This is a genomic window from Collinsella sp. HCP3S3_D1 (genome assembly GCF_052064015.1).
In the GTDB taxonomy this organism is placed as follows: Bacteria; Actinomycetota; Coriobacteriia; order Coriobacteriales; family Coriobacteriaceae; genus Collinsella.
On sequence record NZ_JBQHWK010000002.1, the window covers coordinates 63,004 to 87,694 of the forward strand.

The 24,691-nt window shown below is 60.8% G+C and carries 21 protein-coding genes; 1 reads left to right on the forward strand and 20 read right to left on the reverse strand.

Translation table 11 applies throughout. The features are described 5' to 3' along the window. Positions 1-5: 5 nt before the first annotated feature. The 18 genes from rplV to ACTNDJ_RS01075 all read right to left on the reverse strand — a co-directional run bounded on the left by rplV (position 6) and on the right by ACTNDJ_RS01075 (position 21,868). Entirely contained in the window at positions 6-377 is a 372-nt protein-coding gene (rplV, locus tag ACTNDJ_RS00990) for a 50S ribosomal protein L22 (protein ID WP_006235036.1), read from the reverse strand. A 14-nt stretch (positions 378-391) separates the two neighbouring features. Beyond that, positions 392-652, reverse strand: a complete 261-nt coding sequence (gene rpsS, locus ACTNDJ_RS00995; RefSeq protein ID WP_006235035.1) for a 30S ribosomal protein S19 — start codon at positions 650-652, stop codon at positions 392-394. A 32-nt stretch (positions 653-684) separates the two neighbouring features. Then, positions 685-1,515, reverse strand: coding sequence for a 50S ribosomal protein L2 (gene rplB, locus ACTNDJ_RS01000; RefSeq protein ID WP_117583062.1), 831 nt, complete (start codon positions 1,513-1,515; stop codon positions 685-687). 179 nt (positions 1,516-1,694) lie between these two features. Next, entirely contained in the window at positions 1,695-1,982 is a 288-nt protein-coding gene (rplW, locus tag ACTNDJ_RS01005) for a 50S ribosomal protein L23 (RefSeq protein WP_006235033.1), read from the reverse strand. After that, positions 1,983-2,609 (reverse strand): 50S ribosomal protein L4, encoded by a 627-nt coding sequence (rplD, locus tag ACTNDJ_RS01010; RefSeq protein WP_006235032.1) that lies wholly within the window; start codon positions 2,607-2,609, stop codon positions 1,983-1,985. Positions 2,610-2,655: 46 nt separating this feature from the next. Beyond that, complete coding sequence (rplC, locus tag ACTNDJ_RS01015; RefSeq protein ID WP_089572481.1) at positions 2,656-3,276, reverse strand: 50S ribosomal protein L3; 621 nt, start codon at positions 3,274-3,276, stop codon at positions 2,656-2,658. Between the two features lie 449 nt (positions 3,277-3,725). After that, on the reverse strand, positions 3,726-4,346 hold the full coding sequence (locus tag ACTNDJ_RS01020; protein ID WP_441063339.1) for a histidine phosphatase family protein: 621 nt from the start codon (positions 4,344-4,346) through the stop codon (positions 3,726-3,728). 39 nt (positions 4,347-4,385) lie between these two features. Beyond that, positions 4,386-5,540: a cation diffusion facilitator family transporter gene (locus ACTNDJ_RS01025; RefSeq protein WP_441063337.1), complete on the reverse strand. Its 1,155-nt coding sequence runs from the start codon at positions 5,538-5,540 to the stop codon at positions 4,386-4,388. A gap of 140 nt (positions 5,541-5,680) precedes the next feature. Beyond that, on the reverse strand, positions 5,681-5,989 hold the full coding sequence (gene rpsJ / locus ACTNDJ_RS01030) for a 30S ribosomal protein S10 (RefSeq protein WP_441063335.1): 309 nt from the start codon (positions 5,987-5,989) through the stop codon (positions 5,681-5,683). 60 nt (positions 5,990-6,049) lie between these two features. Continuing rightward, positions 6,050-8,149 carry an elongation factor G gene (gene fusA, locus ACTNDJ_RS01035; protein WP_154514697.1) on the reverse strand — a complete coding sequence of 700 codons (2,100 nt, stop codon included), beginning with the start codon at positions 8,147-8,149 and terminating at the stop codon, positions 6,050-6,052. Positions 8,150-8,168: 19 nt separating this feature from the next. Further along, positions 8,169-8,642, reverse strand: a complete 474-nt coding sequence (gene rpsG / locus ACTNDJ_RS01040; protein ID WP_006235013.1) for a 30S ribosomal protein S7 — start codon at positions 8,640-8,642, stop codon at positions 8,169-8,171. Positions 8,643-8,715: 73 nt separating this feature from the next. After that, positions 8,716-9,093, reverse strand: a complete 378-nt coding sequence (rpsL, locus tag ACTNDJ_RS01045) for a 30S ribosomal protein S12 (RefSeq protein WP_154514699.1) — start codon at positions 9,091-9,093, stop codon at positions 8,716-8,718. Between the two features lie 439 nt (positions 9,094-9,532). Beyond that, positions 9,533-14,008: a DNA-directed RNA polymerase subunit beta' gene (locus ACTNDJ_RS01050; RefSeq protein WP_441063333.1), complete on the reverse strand. Its 4,476-nt coding sequence runs from the start codon at positions 14,006-14,008 to the stop codon at positions 9,533-9,535. Positions 14,009-14,014: 6 nt separating this feature from the next. Further along, the gene (gene rpoB, locus ACTNDJ_RS01055; RefSeq protein WP_441063382.1) at positions 14,015-17,443 is read right to left on the reverse strand and encodes a DNA-directed RNA polymerase subunit beta; all 3,429 of its coding nucleotides are present in this window, start codon (positions 17,441-17,443) and stop codon (positions 14,015-14,017) included. A gap of 559 nt (positions 17,444-18,002) precedes the next feature. Continuing rightward, positions 18,003-18,911 carry a UTP--glucose-1-phosphate uridylyltransferase gene (locus tag ACTNDJ_RS01060; RefSeq protein ID WP_441063331.1) on the reverse strand — a complete coding sequence of 303 codons (909 nt, stop codon included), beginning with the start codon at positions 18,909-18,911 and terminating at the stop codon, positions 18,003-18,005. A gap of 311 nt (positions 18,912-19,222) precedes the next feature. After that, positions 19,223-19,600, reverse strand: coding sequence for a 50S ribosomal protein L7/L12 (rplL, locus tag ACTNDJ_RS01065; RefSeq protein WP_154514707.1), 378 nt, complete (start codon positions 19,598-19,600; stop codon positions 19,223-19,225). Positions 19,601-19,702: 102 nt separating this feature from the next. Next, positions 19,703-20,224 (reverse strand): 50S ribosomal protein L10, encoded by a 522-nt coding sequence (gene rplJ / locus ACTNDJ_RS01070; protein WP_117646079.1) that lies wholly within the window; start codon positions 20,222-20,224, stop codon positions 19,703-19,705. Positions 20,225-20,731: 507 nt separating this feature from the next. Next, positions 20,732-21,868: a pyridoxal phosphate-dependent aminotransferase gene (locus tag ACTNDJ_RS01075; protein WP_441063329.1), complete on the reverse strand. Its 1,137-nt coding sequence runs from the start codon at positions 21,866-21,868 to the stop codon at positions 20,732-20,734. A gap of 93 nt (positions 21,869-21,961) precedes the next feature. Here ACTNDJ_RS01075 and ACTNDJ_RS01080 point away from each other — a divergent pair, with 93 nt between their 5' ends. After that, positions 21,962-22,612, forward strand: a complete 651-nt coding sequence (locus ACTNDJ_RS01080) for a hypothetical protein (protein WP_441063328.1) — start codon at positions 21,962-21,964, stop codon at positions 22,610-22,612. Positions 22,613-22,622: 10 nt separating this feature from the next. Here the strand turns inward: ACTNDJ_RS01080 and ACTNDJ_RS01085 are convergent, their stop codons facing one another. Both ACTNDJ_RS01085 and ACTNDJ_RS01090 read right to left on the reverse strand, forming a co-directional pair. Next, positions 22,623-23,186, reverse strand: coding sequence for a uracil-DNA glycosylase family protein (locus ACTNDJ_RS01085; RefSeq protein ID WP_441063326.1), 564 nt, complete (start codon positions 23,184-23,186; stop codon positions 22,623-22,625). Between the two features lie 3 nt (positions 23,187-23,189). Beyond that, a complete protein-coding gene (locus ACTNDJ_RS01090) occupies positions 23,190-24,566 on the reverse strand; it encodes an alpha-amylase family glycosyl hydrolase (protein WP_441063324.1) in 1,377 nt (458 codons plus the stop codon). Positions 24,567-24,691: the final 125 nt, after the last annotated feature.

Here is a 24,691-nt window from a genome sequence, read left to right on the forward strand (position 1 = left end):
CAGCTTTACGCCTCCTTTCGAGGAGCAACGACGACGGTGATGTGGGAAGTACGCTTCAGAATGCGAGAAGCGGAACCCTTGGCGCGGGGACGGATGCGCTTAAGCGTCGGACCCTCGTCAACATAGGCAGCAGCGACAACCAGGTTGTCGGCACGCAGACCGTTGTTGTTCTCGGCGTTCGCAACGGCGGAACGGAGAACCTTCTCGACATCCACGGCGACGGCGCGGTCGCAGAAGTGGAGGATGTCGAAGGCCTGAGCGACAGGCTTGCGGCGGATCAGATCGACCACCAGGCGGGCCTTGCTGGGGGAAACACGCACGTACTTAGCGACGGCGCGAACCTCGGTGGCCTCAGTTTCAATAGACTTAGTTGCCATTTACGGTTAACCCCCTATTTGGCCTTGTGGCCACGGAACGTACGAGTCGGCGCGAACTCGCCGAGCTTGTGACCAACCATGGACTCGGTAACATACACGGGCACATGCTTGCGGCCGTCGTGGACGGCGATGGTGTGACCAACCATCTCGGGGAAGATGGTGGACGCGCGGGACCAAGTCTTCACGACGTCCTTCTTGCCAGCCTCGTTCATCGCGGTGATACGCGAGAGAAGGCGAGTCTCCACGAACGGGCCCTTTTTGAGACTTCTGCTCATAAGTGCTTTCTCCTAAAACTCGGTATCCGAAATTACTTCTTACGGCGACGAATGATGTGCTGGTTCGAGACCTTCTTCTTCTTGCGCGTACGAAGGCCCTTCGTCGGCTTACCCCAGGGGGTAACAGAGGGACGACCAGAGGTGTGGTTCTTGCCCTCGCCACCGCCGTGCGGGTGGTCGACAGGGTTCATAACGGTACCGCGGACGGTCGGGCGCACGTTCATGTGACGCTTACGGCCGGCCTTGCCGATGACGATGTTGGCGTGATCAGCGTTGCCGACCTCACCGACGGTGGCGCGGCAGGTAACGAGGATGCGGCGCATCTCGGAGGAAGGCATACGGACGATGGCGTACTTGCCCTCCTTACCCATCAGCTGGCAGGAGTTACCGGCGGAACGGGCGATAGCGGCGCCCTTGCCCGGCTGGAACTCGACGGCGTGGATGAGCGTACCGACGGGGATGTCGGCGAGGGGCAGAGCGTTGCCCGGCTTGATGTCGGCGTCAGAACCGGACATGACGGTCTGACCGACCTCGAGGCCCTTGGGGGCCAGGATGTAGCGCTTCTCACCGTCAGCATAGTGCAGCAGAGCGATGCGAGCGGAACGGTTCGGATCGTACTCGATCGTGGCAACCTTGGCGGGCACGCCGTCCTTGTTGCGCTTGAAGTCGATCACGCGGTAACGACGCTTCACGCCGCCGCCCTGGTGGCGGGTGGTGATGCGGCCGTTGTTGTTACGACCGGCCTTCTTGGGCAGGGGCTCGAGAAGAGACTTCTCGGGCTTGGTGCAGGTGATCTCGGAGAAGTCGGAGATCGTCTGCCAACGCCTACCAGCGGAGGTCGGCTTAAGGTGCTTTACAGCCATTACAATCCCTTTCAATAGGTATCCGTTAGCCATCGCAGACAGGGATTCGAGGTTCTGCCTCGGGTGCGATGACACCGGACGTATACACGGTTCCGGGCGTGTCCATTTTATACGCCCAAAACCTTGAGCTCTCGCCTCCCCTATTTGGGAGGCATGAGCTCACTCAACAGCAGCGAGTCTTAGGCCTGGTTGCCAAAGACCTCGATGGTGTCGCCCTCGGCCAGCGTAACGATGGCCTTCTTCCAAGAACGGGTCTTGCCGGCGACATAGCGCACGCGCTTGGTCTTGGGCTTGACCGTCAGGGTGTTCACGCGAACGACCTTGACGCCGAAGATCTCCTCGACAGCGTCCTTGATCTGATACTTGTTAGCATCCTTGGCGACCTCGAACGTGTACTTGTTCTGCTCCATGCCGGAGAAGGAACGCTCGGACACGATCGGACGGATGATGATCTCGTGGGCGGTCATTTATGCAAGCACCTCCCCGAAGTGAGCGGCGATGTCGGCGGGCATCAGCACAGCGTTGTTGTTGACGAGATCATAGGTGTTGGCCTCGTCGGCAGTGATGATGAACGTCTTGGGAATGTTGCGGAACGACAGGTAGGCGTTGACGTCCTCATCGCGAACGATGATGGTCAGACGCTTGCCCTCAAGGCCAAGAGCCTTGAGCATGGCAACGGCAGCCTTGGTGGAAGGCTTCTCGAAGCCGTAGTCGTCGACGAGCACGAGCTCGCCATCGGCCAGCTTGGCGGACAGCGCAGAGCGCATAGCCAGCTTGACCTCCTTGTTGTTCATACGCTTAGCGTAGGAACGGGGCTTGGGGGCGAAGACAACGCCACCGTGACGCCACTGGGCAGCACGGATGGAACCCTGGCGGGCACGACCGGTGCCCTTCTGACGCCAAGGCTTCTTGCCGCCACCGGAAACCTCAGAGCGGCCCTTAGCGGACTGGGTGCCCTGACGCCAAGAGGCCATCTGGCACTTGACGATGTGGTGCATAACGTGGATGTTCGGCTCGATGCCGTACACCTCAGCGGCGAGCTCGGCCTCGGCGACCTTCTTGCCCTCGCTGTTCTTTACTTCAAACTTTGCCATTTAAGTGTTCTCCTTGGTATGACGCTGGGCTAAATGGGCTGGGCCCTTAGGCCATACGGATGGCGACGAGACCATTCTTGGCACCCGGGACAGCGCCCTTGACCAAGATGAGGTTCTGCTCGGCATCGATGCGGACAACGGAAAGGTTCTTGACGGTAACGCGCTCGTTACCCATGTGGCCGGCCATCTTGACGCCCTTGAGGACGCGCGCAGGATAGGCGCACTGACCGATAGAACCGGGGTGACGCTGGAAGTGAGAACCATGCGTCATAGGACCGCGGCGCTGACCCCAGCGCTTGATGCGACCCTGGAAGCCCTTACCCTTGGAGGTACCGATGACGTCGACCTTCTCGACATCAGCGAAATCAGCGACGGTGACGACCTCGCCGACCTTGTGCTCCTCGCCGTTCTCGACGCGGACCTCACGAAGGAAGCGGACAGGCTCGACGCCGGCCTTGGCGAAGTGACCAGCCATGGGCTTGTTCACGTTCTTGGCCTTGATGTCGCCGAAACCGATCTGGACGGCGTCATAGCCGTCGGTTGCCTGAGTTTTAACCTGCGAGACAGCGCAGGGGCCAGCCTGGATGACCGTGACGGGAACGACGTTGTCGTTCTCGTCCCAAACCTGGGTCATGCCAATCTTGCGGCCGAGAATCATGCTGATCAAGATATGATCCCAACTCTCGCGTGGTCTTGGGACAATGCGTACACCACCGAGCGTACGCCCCTAGAGGACCACTACTTACACGACGTGCTCCCCAGCCTTGTATTGCGTCCGAACTACCTGACAACCCTATTAAGCAGGCATTTTGTCCAGCCAGAATACTCCCCTGGTTTCACACAGCTGTTTAGTATACACGGCTGCGGGCGTATCCATCGAGATTCATATTTCACTCACATTGTTTACGCAGGTAAAGTGCGTGGCATGTTCCCAGTGTGCGGCGGAGGGGGCGTGCCTGAGACATATTAAGGTTGAGTCCTGCTCACGACGGAGAGCACATTAAGTGCTCTCCTGTTCGTGCGGAACTCGCGACAACCTTAATATGTCTCAGGCCCGCCCCCTCCGCCGCACACTGGGAACGACACGTTGATGTCTGCTTAACTCTGCTCGCTCAGCTAATGACTTTGTTGGGGATCCACAATTTGCTGCAAGGTGAACTTGCATTGGGGCGTATCGTCCTCTTCTCGCGCATCGTCGAAATCGAAGATCATGATGGCGCAGTTGGGGAGTTTTGTTGGGAGCTCGAAACCCTCTGGGGCTGCAGCCTTGATGAATTGGCGGCTGGCGCTGCCGTGGCTTACTGCTAGGAGGGTTTCGATGCCCTCGGCGCCCATGAGATTGGTGAGGGTGTCTACCATGCGTTCTTGCAGCGCGCGGCTTCCTTCTCCTCCGAAGGGGACCAAATCCTCGCCCGGATCCCAAACGTCGGTAGGCAATGCGTCGTGCGGGCCTTCCTCGAAGGTCCCATAGCCGCGCTCGATGATGCCTTCGCAGGGCTCGACAGTAGCATCCGGACCGAGGATCTCGCATGCGACGATACTTGCCGTGTCCATGGCTCGGCCTAAAGGCGATGAGACAACTTTGTCGGGGACGACGCCGTGGGCTTTGAGCCATTCGGCTGCCGCTTGGGCCTGTTGACGGCCCAAATCGGTAAGCGGTGAATCACAGCGACCCTGGACGAGCTTTTTTACGTTGAATTCCGTCTGGCCGTGGCGGAGCAGATACAGCCTCTTCATATTCTCCCCTTCTGCATAACGTGCTTTGCCGGCGCAGACCTACTCGTGGGTATGCCCTACGTAGTCATCGTCGATCGTAATCTTGGCAATCGACTTGGGAAATTCCGATTCGACCCTCTGGACCAACGCGTGCTTGAGCTCATCGGCCCCCATGCCCAAATCCGAGGGACGCACGCAGTCAAAGATCACGTTGGTGTGCGTAGGACCCGGCACACAGCGCAGGTCATGAATCGAAAGGCGGCTATCGATCTGTTGGGCCATGGCGTGAATGCGCAAGCGCATGCTCGCCACCTTGGGGTCATCGGTCACGATGGGATCGTAGTGAAGCGTGACAATCATGTCGTCTTCGTCCCTAAATGCCTGTTCAATGTTATCGAGCGTGTCATGACTTTCCAGCGGGCTGGCCTCGGCCGCCATCTCGGCGTGAGCGCTTGCGAACTTCCTGCCCGGACCGTAGTCGTGAACCATTAGGTCATGAACGCCCAAAACGCCAGGGTAGCTCAAGATCTTGCCGCGAATATGTTCGACCAGCTTGGGATCGGGCGCCTGACCCAAAAGCGGGCTCACCGTATCCTGGATGAGCTCAAAACCGCTCCAGCCAATATAGGCGCCAACGGCAAGGCCGACCCAAGCATCAAGATTGATATGCGTCACCTGCGAAACAATTGCGCACGCTAACACGGCGCCTGTGGCAAGGACATCGTTCTTGGAATCCTGCGCGGTCGCATGCAGCGTCTCAGACTCAATACGGTCACCGAGCTTTTGGTTGAGGGCCGCCATCCACAGTTTAACAACCATCGAAAGCGCCAAGACTGCCACCAGGGCAAGCGAGAACTCGACGGGTTCGGGGTGGACGATACGCTCAAACGAGGACTTCACCAGTTCGAGGCCGATAAGCAGCACGAGCGCCGCCACGACCAGACCCGAGAGATACTCGTAGCGGCCATGGCCGTAAGGGTGCTCGGGGTCTGCCGGCTTGCCCGCCAGCTTAAAGCCAAGCACGCTCACGATGTTTGAGCTGGCGTCAGACAGGTTGTTCATGGCGTCCGCCACAATCGAAACCGATCCCGACAGCACGCCAATTGCACCCTTCGCAGCGCATAGCGCCACATTGGCGAGAATACACACCACGCCCGCCAACGTGCCCACGCGCGCACGGTCGCCCTGCGCACGACGAACGATCCACTCGACCATCTATATCTGCCCCCAACAGTTTTACTCATACACTCGTTTGTCGAATAGCTCAGTAGTGTAGACCCTTTACCCCATCGATACAAAAAAGGCCGCAACCCTTAGGGCTGCGGCCTTACAAATCGCACTATCGAGCAAAAAGCTTAGAGCTTGATGTCGATGTCGACGCCAGCGGGGAGGTCGAGACGCATGAGCGAATCAACGGTGCCCGAGGTGGGGTCGAGGATGTCGATGAGGCGCTTGTGGGTGCGCATCTCGAACTGCTCACGGGAGTCCTTGTCCTTGTGCGGCGAGCGGAGAACCGTGTACAGGTTGCGCTCGGTGGGCAGGGGGACAGGACCGGAAACGCGAGCGCCGGTCTTCTGAGCGGTCTCGACGATGAGCTTCGCGGACTGATCGACGACCTCGTGATCATAGCCCTTGAGGCGAATGCGGATCTTCTGGGTAGCCAACTTAAACCTCCAAAGAGTGCGAGAGATGTTCTCGCGGATTACGTAACAGGGAGCTCGAACTTAGGCGTTCTTGCTCATGACCTCGTCCACGATGGACTTGGGCGCAGGCTCATAAGAGTCGAACTGCATCGTGTAGGATGCACGGCCCTGGGTCTGGGAGCGAAGGTCGGTAGCGTAACCGAACATCTCGCCCAGCGGCACCTTGGCACGGATGAGCTTGGTGTTCTTGCGATCCTCCATGCCCTCGATCTTGCCGCGGCGACCGGAGAGGTTGCCCATAACGTCGCCCATGTACTGCTCGGGGGTCTCGACCTCGACAGCCATGATCGGCTCGAGCAGCTGCGGATCGGACTTCTTGAGGGCGTCCTTGATAGCCATGGAACCGGCGATCTTGAAGGCGGCCTCGGAGGAGTCGACCTCGTGGTAAGAACCGTCGAACAGGGTGACCTTAACGTCGAGGACCGGGAAGCCGGCGATAACACCGGTGTTCAGGGCCTCCTGGATGCCCTTGTCGATGGACGGGATGTACTCCTTGGGCACGACGCCGCCGACGATAGCGTTGACGAACTCGTAGCCGAAGCCCTCCTCCATCTTCTCGAGCTTGATGACGGCGTGGCCGTACTGACCGCGACCGCCGGACTGACGGACGAACTTGCCCTCAGCCCTCTCGACATCGTGACCAGCGGTCTCGCGGTAGGCAACCTGGGGCTTACCGACGTTAGCGTCAACCTTGAACTCACGGAGCAGACGGTCAACGATGATCTCGAGGTGCAGCTCGCCCATGCCGGCGATGATGGTCTGGCCGGTCTCGTGGTTGGTGGACACCGTGAAGGTCGGGTCCTCCTCGGCGAGCTTGGTCAGAGCCAGGGACATCTTGTCCTGCTCGGCCTTGGTCTTGGGCTCGATGGCAACGTCGATAACGGGCTTAGCGAACTCGATCTTCTCGAGGACGATCTCCTTGCCCTCGGCGCACAGGGTGTCACCGGTGGTGGAGTTCTTGAAGCCAACGCAGGCGACGATGTCACCGGCGCAAGCGTCGTCACGGTCGATACGCTCGGCGGCGTTCATCTCGAGGATGCGGCCGAGGCGCTCGCGCTGACCGTTGGAGGCGTTGACCACGTAGGAGCCGGACTCGGCGCGACCGGAATAAACGCGGACGTAGGTGAGCTTACCGACGAACGGGTCGGTCATGATCTTGAAGACCAGGCCGGAGAAGGGCTCGTCGAAGGAGGGATGACGCACGATCTCCTCGCCGGTTTCCGGATCGGTACCGGTGACGGCCTCAACGTCGAGGGGGCTGGGCAGGTAGTCGACGACAGCGTCGAGCAGCTCCTGAACGCCCTTGTTCTTGTAGGCGGAGCCCACAAAGACGAGGTTGAGCTCGTTGGCCAGAACGCCCTTGCGCAGAGCAGCCTTGAGCTCCTCGACGGTGAAGTCCTCCTCCATGAGGATCTTCTCCATAAGCTCGTCGTCAAAGCTGGCAGCGGCGTCGAGGAGCTCCTCGCGCTTGGTGGCAGCGATGTCGGCGAACTCAGCCGGGATCTCGTCCATCGGCTCGGGGTAGGTCATGCCCTTCTCGTCGGCCTTGAAGTCCCATGCAGTCATGGTGACCAGGTCGATGACGCCCCAGAAGTTGTCCTCGGCGCCCATCGGGACCTGAGCGGCCACGGCGTTGGCGTCGAGACGATCCTTCATGGTCTCGATAGCGTTGAAGAAGTCAGCGCCCACGCGGTCATACTTGTTGATGAAGGCGATGCGGGGAACGTTGAAGGTAGAAGCCTGACGCCAAACGGTCTCAGACTGGGGCTGGACGCCGGCAACGGCGTCGAAGACGGCGACAGCGCCATCGAGGACGCGCAGGCAGCGCTCGACCTCGGCGGTGAAGTCAACGTGGCCCGGGGTGTCGATGATCTGGATGCGGTAGTCCTTACCGTCCTTGTTCCAGAAGCACGTGGTAGCAGCGGAGGTAATGGTTACGCCGCGCTCCTGCTCCTGAACCATCCAGTCCATGGTGGCAGCGCCCTCATGGACCTCACCGATCTTGTGGGTCTTACCGGTGTAGTAAAGAATACGCTCGGTCGTGGTGGTCTTACCGGCATCGATGTGGGCCATGATGCCGATGTTACGGGTATCGGAAAGCTTGTGCTTAGCCTTAGCCATGTTAGTTCCTTACCTTAACTTACCAACGATAGTGAGAGAACGCGCGGTTGGCCTCGGCCATCTTGAAGACGTCCTCACGCTTCTTGACGGAAGCGCCCAGGCCGTTGGAAGCGTCCAGAATCTCGTTTGCGAGACGCTCAGCCATGGTCTTCTCCTTGCGAGCGCGGGAGAAGTTGACGATCCAGCGGATGCCCAGAGCGGTGGAACGACGGGAGTTGACCTCCATCGGGACCTGATAGGTAGCGCCACCGACACGCTTGGGCTTAACCTCGAGCGTGGGCTTGACGTTGTCCATAGCCTTCTTGAAGGTAGCGAGAGCGTCGCCACCCTCGGACTTCTCGGCAACGATCTCGAAAGCGGTGTAAACGATGCGCTCAGCGGTGGCCTTCTTGCCGTCAAGAAGGACCTTGTTGATGAGCTGAGTCACCAGGCGGTTGTTGTAAACGGCGTCAGGCTGAACCTCACGACGATTAGCTGCTGCACGACGCGGCATGTGAAATCTCCTTAAGTGTCTACCGTGCGGCGCTTAGGCGGCACACGGCGAAAGTATCAAAACGTTATCTGGCTTATTTGGCCTTGGGGCGCTTAGCACCGTACTTGGAACGGGCCTGCATACGGTTCTGGACCGGAGCAGCATCGTAGGCGCCACGGATGACGTGATAACGGACACCAGGGAGGTCACGAACACGACCGCCGCGGACGAGCACGATGGAGTGCTCCTGCAGGTTGTGGCCCTCACCCGGAATGTAAGCAGTAACTTCGATGCCGTTGACGAGGCGAACACGGGCAACCTTACGAAGAGCCGAGTTCGGCTTCTTGGGGCTCGTGGTGAAGACGCGGGTGCACACGCCGCGCTTCTGGGAGTTGTGCTGCAGAGCAGCGTTCTTGGACTTCTTGGGCGCGGAACGACGGCCCTGGCGAACCAGCTGGTTAATAGTAGGCAAAGCGTACTCCTTCTCGAATGATTCCAGCTTTCTGTAAAGTGCAACGGCTTGAATCGAGGGGTCAGCATCCCCCTACGAAACACGCAGTTCGATAGGATACGTGCCGTTAGCTGTGTCGTCAACAGACCACGCCGCCGGGCGTATCCTAAAATAGCCACATTTCCGCAAAGCCTACACAAAAGGAATCCCCTCCTGTGCGCGAGGGCGGATTTCCGGTCCGGGCGGCCCTGGGGTTAAGTTTGCTGCTCTACAGTCCTGGCTCGCACGGAGGCCACATTAAGTAGCCTCCGGCTCGTGCGGAACTCGCGACAAACTTAACCCCGGGGGCCGCCCGGACCGGAAATCCTACGTGCTCGTCAGGGCAACGTTCCTCAACAAAAAAGACCCGCTTCCCTGTTGGGGAGCGGGTCTTTGGAAGGGCGGTTAACGTACTGGGAAATTACTCCCCGTCGTTGTCCTTGGCCTCTTCGGCGTCGTCGGTGTCCACGAGCTGGTTGAGCAGCTCGTCGAGGGAAGCCATGTCCTCGTTGATGGCACCGTTGGCGGAAGCCTTCTTGTCGTCGATCGGGGCGCCCAGGAGCTCCTCGTCGGCATCGGCGTGATGCGTCGGAGCGGAGGTGCCCAGCAGGATGTCGTCCGGACCGTCGGGGCTAAAGACCATCTGCAGCAGCTGCGAGAGGTCTTCCTCGTCGGCAACGTCGTCGTTGTTCTCGAGGATGTAGAGCAGGTCGTGGGCCTCGAGGCCGTCGCGGAGCTCCTCGATCGCCTTGGCACCGATGCCATCGATGCGCAGCAGATCCTCCTCGGACTTGCCAACCAGGTCGCCGACCGTCTCGATGCCGACCTCGCTGAACTTGTTGGTCCAGCGCTGCGACACGCCCAGGTCGTCGAACAGGTACAGGCGAGCCTTCTCGGCGGAGATGGTGTGGCCGTTGCGGGTGAACGAACCGTCGGCACCGCCAAACTCGTCGTAGCCGGCCCAGTCGAGCTGCTGTGGGAGCCGCTCGTCCAGGTCCTTGAGCTCCACGGGAGCCCACTCGGGCAGTGACTTGGCGTTGGGCGAAGCCGGACCATCGATGTCCACGTAGCCGTCGGCCGTGCGATACGTCAGCTTGGCGTTAGCGTACGGCTTGAGGCCGGTACCAGCCGGGATCTTCTTACCGACGATGACGTTGGACTTAAGGTCGAGCAGGTGGTCGACCTTGCCCTCAATAGCAGCCTCGGTAAGGACGCCGGCGGTACGGATGAACGAAGCGCTCGACAGCCAGGAGTCGATGTTGGACGCAACCTTGAGCGTACCCAAGATGACGGGCTCAGCCACGGGAGCCTGACCGCCCAGACGGGCAACGCGCTCGACCTCGTCGGCGAACTCGTAGCGGTCGACGTACTGACCAAGCAGGTACTTGGAGTCGCCGGGGTTGGTGATCTGAACGCGACGCAGCATCTGACGTGCGAGCACCTCGATGTGCTTGTCGTTCAGGTCGACGCCCTGGCTGGTGTAGACGTCCTTGACGCTCTCGACGAAGGTGTGCATCGTCGACTCGATGTCGGTCAGCTTGCGCAGGTTGCGGAAGTTGACGAAGCCCTTGGTGATCTGGTCGCCGGCGCGAACCTCGCAGCCGTCCTCGATCTCGGGCATAAAGCGCACCGAAGCGGGGACGCGACGCTCGTCGAGGACACGGGTGTGATCCTCGGAGTCGGTGAGCGTCAGCACGTACTCGGACTTCTCGGGCTTAATCGAGAGGTGGCCGGAGTACGGAGCCAGCTCGGCCTCGCGACCCAGGATCTTCTCGTTGACGTTGCCGACGATATCGAACATACGGCTGACCGTAGGCAGACCCTGCGTAATATCGTCGACGCCAGCGACGCCGCCGGAGTGAATGGTACGCATCGTAAGCTGCGTACCGGGCTCGCCGATGGACTGGGCGGCAATAATGCCGACTGCGGTACCGATGGCGACCGGACGACGGGTGGAAAGATCCCAGCCGTAGCACTTCTGGCACACGCCGTACTTGGAGCGGCAGGTGAGCAGCGCGCGAAGCTTGACCTTCTTAAGGCCCGCATCGACCATCTTCTGGATGTCGGCGACCTTCTCGATATAGCCGTCCTGCTCAAAGAGCACGGTGCCATCGGGAGCCACGACGTCCTCAATGAAGCAACGGCCGACAAGATCGGTGTTGAGGTCGGTGGTGCCGGGGATGATGAGGTTGTAGGTGACGCCCTCGTGCGTACCGCAGTCCTCCTCGCGGACGATGACGTCCTGGGCCACGTCGACCAGACGACGGGTCAGGTAGCCAGAGTCCGAGGTGTGGGATGCGGTATCGACCAGGCCCTTACGGGCGCCGTAGGTCGAAATGAAGTACTCGAGCGGCAGCAGGCCTTCGCGGAAGTTCGCCTTAATGGGAAGGTCGATCGTCTCGCCGGACATATCTGCCATCAGGCCACGCATGCCGCCGAGCTGACGCAGCTGGGTCTTAGAACCACGGGCGCCGGAGTCGGCCATCATGTACAGCGGGTTCTCCTCGTCGAACATGTCGAGCATGAGCGCTGCGACCTTGTCGGTACAAGCGGTCCACTCGTTAACGACTTCGATGTGGCGCTCCGTCTCGTTGATGAAGCCCTCCTCGAAGTACTCGTTGATCTGGTCGACGTTGGCCTGGGCGCGGTCGAGCAGCTCCTGCTTCTCGGCAGGGATGAGAGCGTCCCACACCGAGATGGTGAGGCCGGCGCGGGTAGCGTAGTGGAAGCCGGAGTACTTGATAGAGTCGAGGATCGGGCCGACCTTGGCCTCGGGGTAACGATCGCAGCAGTCGGCAACCAGCTTGGCCACATCGCCCTTGACCATCTTGTAGTTCATGAACTCGTAGTCTTCGGGCAGGCACTGGCGGTTGAAGATGATGCGGCCGATAGAAGTCTCGAAGCGTGCGGTCTTGTTACCGGTGACATCGTAGTCGACGAACTCGTTCTTGCCGTTCTTGACGCGGAAGATACGGGTGCCGTCCTCGTTGATGACGTTGGCGTTCTCGGCGGACACGCGGACCTGAATCTTGGCCTGCATGTCGACCTCGGAGCGGCAGTCATAGGCGTGCAGCGCGTCGTCGAAGCTCGAGAACACGTGGTTCTCGCCCGGCAGACCGTCGCGGACCTGGGTCAGGTAGTACACACCAATGATCATGTCCTGCGAGGGGATGTTGACCGGCTTGCCAGACGCCGGCGAGCGCAGGTTGTTCGCAGAGAGCATGAGCACGCGGGCCTCGGCCTGAGCCTGGCTGGACAGCGGCACGTGGACAGACATCTGGTCGCCGTCGAAGTCGGCGTTGAAGGGCGCGCAGACCAGCGGGTGCAGGTGGATAGCCTTGCCCTCGACCAGCACCGGCTCAAAGGCCTGGATGGACAGACGGTGCAGGGTCGGTGCACGGTTGAGCAGCACGACACGGCCGTCGATGACCTCTTCGAGGATGTCCCACACAAAGGTGGCACCGCGGTCGATAGCGCGCTTGGCGCCCTTGATGTTCTCGACCTTGCCAAGCTCGACCAGGCGCTTCATGACGAAGGGCTTGAAGAGCTCCAGCGCCATGGTCTTGGGCAGACCGCACTGGTGCAGCAGCAGCTTGGGGTCGGTAACGATAACCGAACGGCCAGAGTAGTCGACACGCTTGCCCAGCAGGTTCTGGCGGAAACGACCCTGCTTGCCCTTGAGGGCCTCGGCGAGCGACTTGAGCGGGCGACCACCACGGCCAGAGACCGGGCGCCCACGGCGGCCGTTGTCGAACAGGGCGTCCACGGACTCCTGGAGCATGCGCTTCTCGTTGTTCACGATGATCGCAGGGGCGTCCAGGTCGAGCAGGCGCTTGAGTCGGTTGTTACGGTTGATCACGCGACGATACAGGTCGTTGAGGTCGGACGCGGCAAAGCGGCCGCCGTCGAGCTGGACCATCGGGCGCAGATCGGGCGGAATGACCGGGATGACATCCAGAATCATGTTCGCGGGGCTGTTGCCGCCCTTCAGGAAGGCGTCAACGACCTCGAGGCGCTTAACGGCCTTCTCGCGCTTCTGCTTCTGAGAGTCCTCGTCGGCGATGATGGCCTTGAGCTTCTCGGCCTCGGAGGGGAGGTCGATGGCAGCGAGCAGGTCGCGGACGGCCTCGGCACCCATGCCACCCTTGAAGTACATGGAGTAGTAACGGGTCATCTCGCGGAACAGCGGCTCATCGGAGATGAGGTCGCGCTCGGTGAGCTTCATGAAGGCGTTGAAGGCGTCCGTGCGGAGCTGCTTCTCGTCCTTGCACTCTTCCTCGATGTCGACGATGCCGGAGGCGATCTCCTCGGGGGTCAGCGGCTCCTCGTCGGAGAACTCGTCAAAGTTCTCGGGGTTGCCCTGCTCCTTGAGGGACTCGATCTGGCGGGCGCACTCGGCATCGATCTCTTCCAGATCGGCGGCGAGCTCCTCGCTCAGGTCGTCAGCGTCGGCCTCGCGAGCCTCGTAGTCGACCTCGGTGATGATGTAGCTGGCAAAGTACAGAACCTTCTCGAGGTCCTTGGACTTGATGTCGAGCATACGGCTCATCGGGAAGCTCGTGGGGCTCTTGAAGTACCAGATGTGGGACACGGGAGCGGCGAGCTCGATATGGCCCATGCGGTCGCGACGCACCTTGGCCGAGGTGACCTCGACGCCGCAGCGCTCGCAGACGATGCCCTTAAAGCGGATGCCCTTGTACTTGCCGCAGGAGCACTCCCAGTCCTTGGCGGGACCGAAGATCTTCTCGCAGAACAGGCCGTCCTTCTCGGGCTTGAGGGTACGGTAATTGATGGTCTCCGGCTTCTTGACCTCACCGTGCGACCAGGAACGGATCTGGTCGGCGGAGGCAAGGGAGATCTTTACCGAGTCAAATTCAGTAGCTTCGAAATCTGCCACAGTCAACTACTCCTTATCAGTGGTCGTGGCGGCGACAGCCTCGGGTGCCTCGGCGGTCTCGGCATCCTGGGCCTCGACGTCGGGGTCAACGCCGGCGAGCGCAGCCAGGTCATCGAGGGCAGAGGTCTCCTCGGCGGTCACGGGGGCGGAGGCGTCCTCGTCGGCATCGTGCATGGGCTCGATATCCAGTGCGAGGGAACGGATCTCCTTGACGAGAACCTTGAAGGACTCGGGGATACCCGGAACCGGGACGTTCTCGCCCTTGACGATGGACTCGTAGGTCTTGACGCGGCCCACGGTATCGTCGGACTTGACGGTCAGGATCTCCTGCAGGACGTTGGAAGCACCGTATGCGTACAGTGCCCAAACTTCCATCTCGCCGAAGCGCTGGCCGCCGAACTGGGCCTTGCCACCCAGCGGCTGCTGAGTAACCAGGCTGTAAGGGCCAGTCGAACGGGCGTGGATCTTGTCGTCGACCATGTGACCAAGCTTGAGGATGTAGGACGTGCCCACGGTAATGGGCTCGCGGAACTCCTCGCCGGTGCGGCCGTCAAACAGGCGGGTCTTTCCGCGCTCGTCAAGCTGGGTGACAAACTCGGGGCGCATGTGATCGCCAAAGGCAGCGGTGGCCTTGTTGAGCATATTCTTGTTGGCACGACGGATGACCTCGGCGATCTCGTCCTCCTTGGCGCCGTCGAAGACGGGCGTCGCGGTAAAGAACGGACCGGGGACGTACTTGTCGGAATCGGCATCCTCGGTATCCCAACCGCAGGCAGCAGCCCAGCCAAGGTGGCACTCGAGCAGCTGGCCGACGTTCATACGCGAAGGAACGCCCAGCGGGTTGAGGATAACGTCGATCGGGGTACCGTCAGCCATGTAGGGCATGTCCTCGACCGGCAGAACGTTACAGATAACACCCTTGTTGCCGTGGCGGCCGGCAATCTTATCGCCCTGCTGGATCTTACGACGCTGGGCGACGTAGACGCGCACCTGCTCGTTGACGCCGGGGGCCAGGTCGTCGCCGTTCTCGCGGCTAAAGCGGACGACGTCGATGACGCGGCCGTAAGCGCCGTGAGGCATCTTAAGGGAAGTGTCGCGAACGTCGTGAGCCTTGGCACCGAAGATGGCGCGCAGCAGGCGCTCCTCGGCAGTCAGAGCGCTCTCGCCCTTAGGGGTAACCTTGCCGACCAGGATGTCGCCAGGGCCGACCTCAGCGCCGATGCGGATGATGCCGTCCTCGTCGAGGTTGGCAAGCATGTCCTCGGAGAGGTTCGGGATCTCGCGAGTGATCTCCTCGGGGCCGAGCTTGGTATCGCGGGCGTCGATCTCGTGACGGGTGATGTTGATGGTCGTCAGCAGGTCCTCGGCCACCAGGCGCTCGGACACGACGATACCGTCCTCGTAGTTGAAGCCTTCCCACGGCATGTAGGCCACGGTGAGGTTCTGGCCCAGTGCGAGCTCGCCGTGATCGGTCGAAGGACCGTCGGCCAGAGGCTCACCCTGCTCAACGGTGTCGCCGACGCGCACGAGCGGGCGGTGGTTGATGCAGGTGGACTGGTTGGAGCGCTGGTACTTGGCCAGGTGATACTCGTCCATGCCGCCGGCATGCTTGACGATAATCTTGGAGGCGTCGGCAAAGATGACCTCGCCGGCGTTCTTGGCCAGGGTGACCTCGCCAGAGTCCAGGGCGGCGCGACGCTCCATGCCGGTACCGACATAGGGAGCGGCGGGGTGAACCAGCGGCACGGCCTGACGCTGCATGTTGGCGCCCATGAGCGTACGCTTAGCGTCGTCGTGCTCGAGGAACGGGATCAGCGTGGCTGCGACGGAGAGCATCTGGCGCGGCGAGACGTCCATGTAGTCGACGTCCTCGACAGGCACGTCGGCGGGAGCGCCGAAGGAGCCGTCGAAGTCGCGGGTACGGGCGATCACGGAATGCGGACGGACGATCTTGCCCTCGGCATCGGTCGTGATGAACTCGTTGGTCTTGGGATCGAGCGGCGTGTTGGCCGGCGCGATAACGTGCTTCTCTTCCTCGTCAGCGGTCATCCAGTCGATCTGGTCGGTGGCAACGCCGTTCTCGACGCGGCGGAACGGGGCCTCGATGAAGCCATACTCGTTGACGCGGGCGTAGAGGGCAAGCGAGCCGATCAGGCCGATGTTGGGGCCTTCGGGGGTCTCGATCGGGCACATACGGCTGTAGTGCGAGTTGTGAACGTCGCGGACGGCCGTCGGCACGTTGGTGCGGCGGCTGGAGCCCGACTTGTGGCCGGCAAGACCGCCAGGGCCGAGTGCGGACAGACGGCGCTTGTGGGTCAGACCGGTCAGAGGGTTCGCCTGGTCCATGAACTGCGAGAGCTGCGAGGAACCGAAGAACTCCTTGATGGAGGCCACGATCGGGCGGATGTTGATGAGCGACTGCGGGGTAATCTCGTCGATGTCCTGGGAGCTCATGCGCTCACGGACGACGCGCTCCATACGGCTCATGCCGATACGGAACTGGTTGGCGACGAGCTCGCCGACGGTGCGGATACGGCGGTTGCCAAAGTGGTCGATGTCGTCAACCTTGAAGCCCTGCTCGCCGGCAGCGAGGGACAGAAGGTAGCGCAGCGTAGCGACGATATCCTCGTCGGTGAGCACCGTGACCTCTTCCTCGGTGGTGAGGTTGAGCTTCTTGTTGACCTTGTAGCGACCGACGCGGGCCAGGTCGTAGCGCTGCGGGTTGAAGAGCAGGCCCTCGAGCAGGCTGCGGGAAGCATCCACGGTGGGAGGCTCGCCCGGGCGCAGGCGACGGTAGATCTCGATAAGAGCATCCTCGCGGGTAAGGGCGGTATCGCGCTCGAGGGTGCGCTTGATCACATCGGAGTTGCCGAGCAGCTCGATGATGTCGTCGTTGGTGACGGCGATGCCAAGGGCGCGCAGGAACATCGTGGCGCTCTGCTTGCGCTTACGGTCGATGGAGACCATGAGCTGGTCGCGCTTATCGACCTCAAACTCAAGCCAGGCACCGCGGGACGGGATGATCTGAGCCTTGTAGATCTGCTTGCCCGAATCCATCTCGGAGCTGAAGTACACGCCCGGGGAACGGACGAGCTGCGAGACGACGATACGCTCGGTACCGTTGATGATGAAGGTGCCCTGATCGGTCATCATGGGGAAGTCGCCCATAAAGACGAGCTGCTCCTTGATCTCGCCGGTCTCCTTGTTGGTGAGACGGACGTCGGTCAGAAGCGGAGCCTGATAGGTCATATCCTTCTCGCGGCACTCCTCGACGGTATGCGCGGGGTCGCCAAACTGATGCTCGCCGAAAGTAACCTCGAGAACATGGTTCTGGCTCTGGATGGGGCTGGATTCCTTAAACGCCTCACGAAGGCCCTCGTCCTTAAAACGCTCAAAGGATTCCCTTTGAACAGAGATAAGGTTGGGGAGCTCCATGGCCTCCGGGATTTTCCCGAAGCTGACGCGCTTGCGCTCAGTGGCAGTGTATGCGTAGGTCACCAGGTTTTTCCTCCTTCACGGAAATGCTCGGTGGGTTGGCGAGGCATAGCTTCGCCAGTTATCGCAACCTAATAGTTTATCAGGTACCGACCGTTGGGCAAGAAAAGCCTTGACGCGATTGTGTTTTTGGAGTAGCAAAGTTTTTCGACAGAAAATACGCAGGTAGATGTGCGTATATCGAACATATGTTCATATATTTTCTGTGAACAGAGTTGCTGATGCGCGTCGCTGAATGGCGGAATGGCGGCGAAGGCTGATCGGGCGGAAACTGCGTCCCGTTTTGAGGCCTCAAACTGGGTCGTAGTTTCCGATTGAGCCCTGTTTGGGAAACTGTATCCCGTCCTGAGCCGATATTCTAGGATGCGCTTTCCGCTAGGGTCCTCAGCCGGAAAGCGCATCCCAGAATTCAACCAAATTGTGGGTCGCACTTTCCGGAGCTAAGCGGCAGTTCGCAAAAAAACGGGTGCAGACCGAAGTCCGCACCCGTAAGCGCTGTTTACTTGCGCATCAAGCCGCCGCGCTCGTCGATGGCGTCCCAGAAGGCGCCGGCAAAGCGAGGATCGCTTGCAGCCATGAGGGCGTTGGTGGCCATCCAGCCAGACGGGGTACCGGTGTCGTAGCCCGACAGAGGATCGATGACGACGGCGTACATAGCCTCGCGGTCGAGCGAGCGGGCCATGGCGTCAGTGAGCTGAATCTCGCCGCCCTTGCCGGCCTGCTGGTCGGCAAGCAGCTCCATGACCAGCGGGCTCAGCAGATAGCGTCCGACGATGTAAAGGTTAGAAGGCGCAGCCTCGGGAGCAGGCTTCTCCACCAAGCCGCCGATGCGCCACACGGCGCCAGGCTCGGCATCGCCAACGCCCTCAGCGCCCTCGAGGGAGCCCACGCGCTCGCCGGCGATAACGCCATAGCGGCTGACCTCCTCGGGAGCACACGCGGCAACAGCGATAACCGAAGCGCCGCCATGCTCCTTGGAGACGGCAAGCATCTTGTCGCAAATGTCATGGTTGGGCACAACATAGTCGCCCAGAAGAACCAGGAAGTTCTCCCCCGCCACAGCATCGGCCGCCGAGCGAATGGCATGGCCGAGACCCTTGGGCTCGTACTGATAGCGGAAGTCGACCGGCATACCGCCAGCGTGGGCGACGGCATCGGCATAGGCGTTCTTGCCGCGCTCGCGCAGCAGGTTCTCGAGCGAACGGTCGGGCTGGAAGTAGCTCAGCAGCTCGGGCTTACCGGGAGAGGTAACGATGATGGCGTCGTCGACCTCCTCGGGGTCGAGTGCCTCCTCAACGACATACTGAATGACCGGCTTGTCGAGCACCGGCAGCATCTCTTTGGGCGTGCACTTAGTGCCAGGCAGAAAACGCGTGCCTAGACCGGCGGCGGGGATGATTGCCTTCATATTATTCAAGGATCCTTTCGCAGGCGCAAAGCGCCCCAAGCGTGCGGCACGGCGGCCGCAGACCAAATTGCGATACCGAAGTATCTTACCGCCGGAGACATACGTCGCCGTAAGGCAAACGCAATTCTTCAGCAGGTCAACGCAAATTATTGCTCGAATGGTGCAATTTTATGCCCCAGCGGTAACGGGATTGGCACGGCGAAGACAGCAGTGTTCTGCGTGCCGAGCAATGGGAATGAGGGGCCAAAACAAAAAAGACGGGGCTCGCAATGCGAACCCCGTCTGCAAAGAAATCTGGCGAGAAAGCCTGATTACTTGAGGGTGACAGCAGCGCCAGCGGCCTCGAGCTTCTCCTTGGCAGCCTCGGCGTCCTCCTTCTTGGCGCCCTCGAGAACAGCCTTGGGAGCGCTCTCGACGACCTCCTTGGCCTCCTTCAGGCCAAGGTTGGTGAGCTCACGGACGGCCTTGATGACCTGGATCTTGTTGTCGCCGAAGCCCTCGAGCACGACGTCAAACTCGGTCTTCTCCTCGGCCTCAGCAGCGCCAGCAGCGGGAGCGGCGACAACAGCGGCAGGAGCAGCGGCGGAAACGCCGAAGGTGTCCTCGATAGCCTTAACGAGCTCGGAAGCCTCGAGAAGGGTCATTTCCTTAAGAGCATCGATGATCTCATCGGTGGTAAGCTTAGCCATTTCTAAGTCCTTTCGGTTTCCGTGTCTGTGCACGGAGATCAGTTAAAACACGGCGCGAATGCGCCAGGGGTGCGGCGTTGCCGCCGCGGGTGAAAACAGCGACTAGGCTGCCTTCTGCTCGGAGACCTGCTGGATCGAACGAGCGAGACCAGAGGAAACGCCGTTGACGCAGACAGCGATGTCGCGAGCGAAACCGGAGATGAGACCGGCGATCTGGCCGAGAAGCTGGTCCTTGGTGGGCAGCTCGGCGATAGCCTTAACATCATCAGCGGAAACGGCCTTGCCGTCGGAGATACCGCCCTTGATCTCAAGGACGCCCTTGGACTTAGCGGAGAAGTCCTTAAGGGTCTTAGCGGCCTCGACCGGCTCGGTCTCGTAGAACACATAAGCGACGGGGCCGGCGAGGATCTCGTCGAGCTCGGGCTGCTCCTGGTTCTTGAGAGCGATCTTGACCAGGTTGTTCTTGTAGACCTTCATCTCGGCGCCGCACTCGCGAAGCTGATGACGCAGCTCCTGAGCCTGCTTAACCGTCAGACCGTTGTAGTTGACGACGAACAGACCGGCATTCTCGGCGATACGGGACTCGATCTCTGCAACCTTGTCGATTTTGTACTGCTGGGGCATGAATTACACCTCCTCGAATTCTTTCCGGGCACGGTCCGCCACAAGGACGTGACGGGGGCATGTCCAAAAAGAAAGCCCCCGCGCTGCATGAGCGACGGGGGCGAGAAGACATATCTACTCGACCACCTCGGCTGGCGGGATATCCCATTGAGCTCGCGGGCAATGCCCGTTTGCACCGGCTGTCTCTGGCAGCGGATTCGTGCGTGAACCGAAAGTATTATGGCGGGGACCCCGGCTTCGGTCAACGGCAACCCTGGCTGCACACAATTCCACCATCTCGGTCGTGCCGCCAAAGGCCAGGCGCAAGCTTTTCGCTCGGTCAGGTCCTGGGCTCGCACGAAGAGCACATTTAGTGCTCTTCGGCTCGTGCGGAATCTACGAAAAGCTTGCGCCTGGCCTTTGGCGGCGCGACCTGTGTTGACTTTGGGGCGGCCAGGGTTGCCGTTGGCCGACGCGCCCCACTCACAATCCTTATGTCGGTGGGCTGATGTGTTGCATCCCTGAGGACTACAAAGTCGAAATGAAGGTGGACAGGCGGCGGAGGCCTTCGTCCAGATCTTGGTCGGAGACGCAGTAGCTTAAGCGGACGTGGCCTTCGGTGCCGAAGCAGTCTCCGGGGACTAGGGCTACGTTGGCTTCTTTGATGGCTTTGATGCAGAAGTCTTCGCTTGTTAGGCCGAATTGTTTGATGCTGGGGAAAGCGTAGAAGGCGCCGGCTGGTTCCACTACGTCGAGGCCCATGGTGTCTAAGGCTGCGAGCACGCGTTCGCGGCGAGCTCGGTAGACTTTGAGCATAGGGGTTGGGTCGACGGTCAGGGCTCGGGCTGCGGCGTCCATCTCAAAGGAGACGGCGCTCGATACTAAGTATTGGTGGGCCTTTGCGATCTCGGCGATGACGGGGGCTGCAGCTGCGAGCCAGCCCAAGCGCCAGCCGGTCATAGCCCATGGCTTGGAGAAGCTCTCGATGACCACCGTTTGCTCGCGTAGCTCCGGGTGGCGCTGGGCAAAGCGCTCATAGCCATCCACATAGACCAGGCGGTTATATACGTCGTCGCAGATTACGTAGATGCCCGCTTGCTCTGCCACGTGTGCCACGGCGTCGAGCGATGCCGCGTCGAGGATACAGCCCGTAGGATTGTTGGGCGTGCAGATGACGATGGCCTTAGTCGCCGGCGTCACGCAGGCGCGAAGCGCTTCCTCGTCAATCTGAAATTGCGCGGGCTCCGTATCCAAAAAGACCGCTTTGGCGTGGTTGGCCACGACGATGCTCTCGTACAGGCCAAAGGCCGGCGTGGGGATAATAACCTCGTCGCCGGGGTTGAGCATGGCCATAAATGTTGCCGACAGGGCCTCGGTCGCGCCGTCGGTCAGGATGACCTCGTCGGCCGAAAACGTAAGGCCCGCGTCTCCCATGTAGGTAGACAGCGCCTCGCGCAGGGCGGGACGGCCGTTGTTGGGCGGATAGTGCGTGTCACCGCGGCCCAGCGCGGCGGTCACCTCGGCGCCAATCACATCGGGCGTGGGAAAATCGGGCTCGCCAAGCGCAAGCGCGATGCACCCCGGGTGCTGGGCGGCGAGCGCGTTGATCCGGCGAATGCCGGAGGGCTTGAGCGTGGCAAGCGAGGTGTTCATGGGCAGTCGCATGGCATTCCTTTCGTAAGGGTTGCACTAGGATAGCGCGCCCGCGCGCCACCAGACGGTGTAACCTAAACGGAAACCAACCGGAAAGGAGATGGCATGGAGACGACCGCGCGCGGCGATGTACCAAAAACGCTGCAAACCATTGCATATATCAGTATTCCCGAGAGCGCCGATCTTGAGTTTTTGCTTTGGGACCTGCAGGATGCCATCGCCGCCTATGCTCAGCTTTCCGGCACCGCGCTCCCCCGTCCGGTCGATTTGGAGGCGGATGATGCCGGTGTAGTCGATGGCATGGTGTTCGCTGTTGATGATGCATTTGATGATGAGGCGATGATCGCTGTCGAGCAGATACTCGATCGCTTCGGGGATACAGAGACACGCGTCTATGTCGTCGTCCAGGCCCTGTCAAAAAACAACAAGCAGGCGGACGAAGTCCTCGACCACCTGTACCGGGCATGTATTCTACGCGACCTGCCATGGTGCGGTGGCGTTGTCATCTGCGCCGGCAGCGGTATTGCGGCGCTTCGCCACTCCCCGCGTATGGGCCTCTTACGCCGGCCATTTTCCGAAGCGATGGATAAGCTTGTAGGCGCCGTGCGCATGGGCTGCTCCATAGAGCATGCGCAGCTGCTTGGCGGCGGCGAGGCCGATAGCGTCGATGTCGACGGCATGGTGCGCGTCAAGCCCGCCGTGCCCGCACCAATCTGGCATGCCATCATCAAACGCCTCGGCGCCCATGCTCAATAAAGGATCTAGATTACCGTGTGGTCCAGTCAACTGCCTCGCGCCAGCGCTCGATAAGCCGCTCCAGGCGCCAGGCCGCGTTAGCGGGACTAGTTGACGGCAATACGACAGCGGACAGACCCGTCCGCTCCTGTAGATAGCGCTTATAGAGGCGCCCCGCCGTACCTCCGTTGCATACCACCCGCTCGATGGGCGCAGCTCCAGTGATGCGTTCGATATATGCCGGCACAGCGTTTTTGATGCTCGCGTCGCTCGACCCCTTAATGTCGCAGCTCTCGATCACATCCCACAGGGCCACGCCACCGTTCAGCAGCATGGATCGCTTGGCGGCAATAGAGGCGTCGAGCGTCGCGGGCTCGCCGCCCACCAAAGGGTCGCCCTCGTTGGGTGGTACAGGCACACCAAGGCATGCGGCCATCACGCGCCAAAAGCGATTCTGAGGGTTGCCGTAATAAAAGGCATTGGTGCGCGAAAGCACCGAGGGAAACGATCCCAGCACCAAAACGCGCGAGTGCTGGTCAAACACGGGCTCAAACCCATGCTCAATATGTTGATAGCCCTCGTCTGACGCCGCCATGACCTAGGCCCTCAACAGATAGCGCACCTCGTAGGGCGCAAGTTCAAGGGAGCCCGTCAGCTCGACCGTGGGTGCATCGTCGGCAAGTAGGTCGACGAAGGAGCCGTTGAGTTCGCCGGCTCCAAAGGTATAAGGCTCGTTCACGGCATTGACCGCCACGAGCACCGTCGCGTCGTCGCAGGCGCGCTCGAACAGCAGCTGCTTGTTCTGAATCATCACGTTGCGATACGCACCGTAGCTGAGAGCGCGTGCCGCCGCGTCATCGGCCGAGCGCAGGTGCGCAAGCTGTGTGATGAAGGCCGTCAGCTCGTTGGGCGCAGGCTCATCGAGCGCAGGGCGCAGCGCCCAGTCGCCATCGGGGCCGCCCTTTTCGCCAGCAATTCCCCACTCGCTGCCATAGTAGATGCACGGGATGCCCGGCATACCAAAGAGCATGCCATAGGCGGGACGCAGACAGGACTTGTCGGTGAGGATGCTCGCCAGGCGCGGTACGTCGTGGTTGTCGACAAACGACAGCAGGTGCTTGCCGCGGTAGATGCACCACGGGTCGCCGCCAAACTGACGGTGCAGCGAGTGGGCGATCTCGAACATGTTGATCGAGTTAAAGCTGGAGTACAGTCCCTTGTAACACTCGTAGTTGGTGCAGGAGTCGAGCATCTCGTCGTTGACGATCTGGTTGTAGTCGCCGTGGAGCGTCTCGCCGATCAGCACAAAGTCGGGCTTGAGCTCACGGGCAAAGGCGTGCAGGCGGCGCATAAAGTCGCGGTCGAGCATATAGGCGACGTCCAGGCGCAGACCGTCGACGCCAAAGACCTCGGCCCAACGGCGCACGGACTCGAGCAGGTAATCGACCACGGCGGGGTTTTGCAGGTTAAGCTTCACGAGCTCAAAATGGCCTTCCCAGCCCTCGTACCAAAAGCCGTCGCCGTAGCACGAGTCGCCGTCAAAGCTGATGTGGAACCAGTCCTTGTAGGGCGAGTCCCACTTGCGCTCCTGCACATCGCGGAAGGCCCAAAAGCCGCGACCGACGTGGTTGAAGACGGCGTCGAGCACCACACGGATGCCGTGGGCATGCAGCGTCTCGCACACGGCGGCAAAGTCGGCATCCCCACCCAGGCGACGGTCGATGTGGCGCAGGCTGCGCGTGTCGTAGCCATGGCTATCGGACTCGAGCGGTGGGTTGATGAGCACAGCGCCAATACCGAGTTTTTGCAGGTAGTCGGCCCATTGGGCGATTTTCATGATGGGGGCATCGGGGTTGGGCGCATCGTTGGCAGCCTGGGCAAGCTCATCCTCGGCAACGGGCGCGGCGTTTTCGCGCGGAGCTCCACAAAAGCCCAGCGGATAGATTTGATAGAACGTCGTCTCGTATGCCCACATAACAGCCTCCCGGTAAGCTCAACACAACGACATCCATTGTATGCCCGGCTTGCATCCTCTTCCCCAAAATAAGTTGCGGTGGAATAGTTCCTGCTTGGGCCTTTAGAGGCCTTAAACAGGAACTA

Excerpts from the sequence above, each read along its gene's own strand:
- rplV (WP_006235036.1), bottom strand. The coding sequence starts at position 377 with ATGGCAACTAAGTCTATTGAAACTGAGGCCACCGAGGTTCGCGCCGTC.
- rplL (WP_154514707.1), bottom strand. The coding sequence starts at position 19,600 with ATGGCTAAGCTTACCACCGATGAGATCATCGATGCTCTTAAGGAAATG.
- rplB (WP_117583062.1), bottom strand. The coding sequence starts at position 1,515 with ATGGCTGTAAAGCACCTTAAGCCGACCTCCGCTGGTAGGCGTTGGCAG.
- rpoB (WP_441063382.1), bottom strand. The coding sequence starts at position 17,443 with ATGGAGCTCCCCAACCTTATCTCTGTTCAAAGGGAATCCTTTGAGCGT.
- rpsG (WP_006235013.1), bottom strand. The coding sequence starts at position 8,642 with ATGCCGCGTCGTGCAGCAGCTAATCGTCGTGAGGTTCAGCCTGACGCC.
- rpsS (WP_006235035.1), bottom strand. The coding sequence starts at position 652 with ATGAGCAGAAGTCTCAAAAAGGGCCCGTTCGTGGAGACTCGCCTTCTC.
- ACTNDJ_RS01020 (WP_441063339.1), bottom strand. The coding sequence starts at position 4,346 with ATGAAGAGGCTGTATCTGCTCCGCCACGGCCAGACGGAATTCAACGTA.
- ACTNDJ_RS01085 (WP_441063326.1), bottom strand. The coding sequence starts at position 23,186 with ATGGCGGCGTCAGACGAGGGCTATCAACATATTGAGCATGGGTTTGAG.
- rplJ (WP_117646079.1), bottom strand. The coding sequence starts at position 20,224 with ATGCCCCAGCAGTACAAAATCGACAAGGTTGCAGAGATCGAGTCCCGT.
- ACTNDJ_RS01090 (WP_441063324.1), bottom strand. The coding sequence starts at position 24,566 with ATGTGGGCATACGAGACGACGTTCTATCAAATCTATCCGCTGGGCTTT.
- rplW (WP_006235033.1), bottom strand. The coding sequence starts at position 1,982 with ATGACCGCCCACGAGATCATCATCCGTCCGATCGTGTCCGAGCGTTCC.
- ACTNDJ_RS01025 (WP_441063337.1), bottom strand. The coding sequence starts at position 5,540 with ATGGTCGAGTGGATCGTTCGTCGTGCGCAGGGCGACCGTGCGCGCGTG.
- fusA (WP_154514697.1), bottom strand. The coding sequence starts at position 8,149 with ATGGCTAAGGCTAAGCACAAGCTTTCCGATACCCGTAACATCGGCATC.
- ACTNDJ_RS01080 (WP_441063328.1), top strand. The coding sequence starts at position 21,962 with ATGGAGACGACCGCGCGCGGCGATGTACCAAAAACGCTGCAAACCATT.
- rplD (WP_006235032.1), bottom strand. The coding sequence starts at position 2,609 with ATGGCAAAGTTTGAAGTAAAGAACAGCGAGGGCAAGAAGGTCGCCGAG.
- ACTNDJ_RS01075 (WP_441063329.1), bottom strand. The coding sequence starts at position 21,868 with ATGCGACTGCCCATGAACACCTCGCTTGCCACGCTCAAGCCCTCCGGC.
- ACTNDJ_RS01060 (WP_441063331.1), bottom strand. The coding sequence starts at position 18,911 with ATGAAGGCAATCATCCCCGCCGCCGGTCTAGGCACGCGTTTTCTGCCT.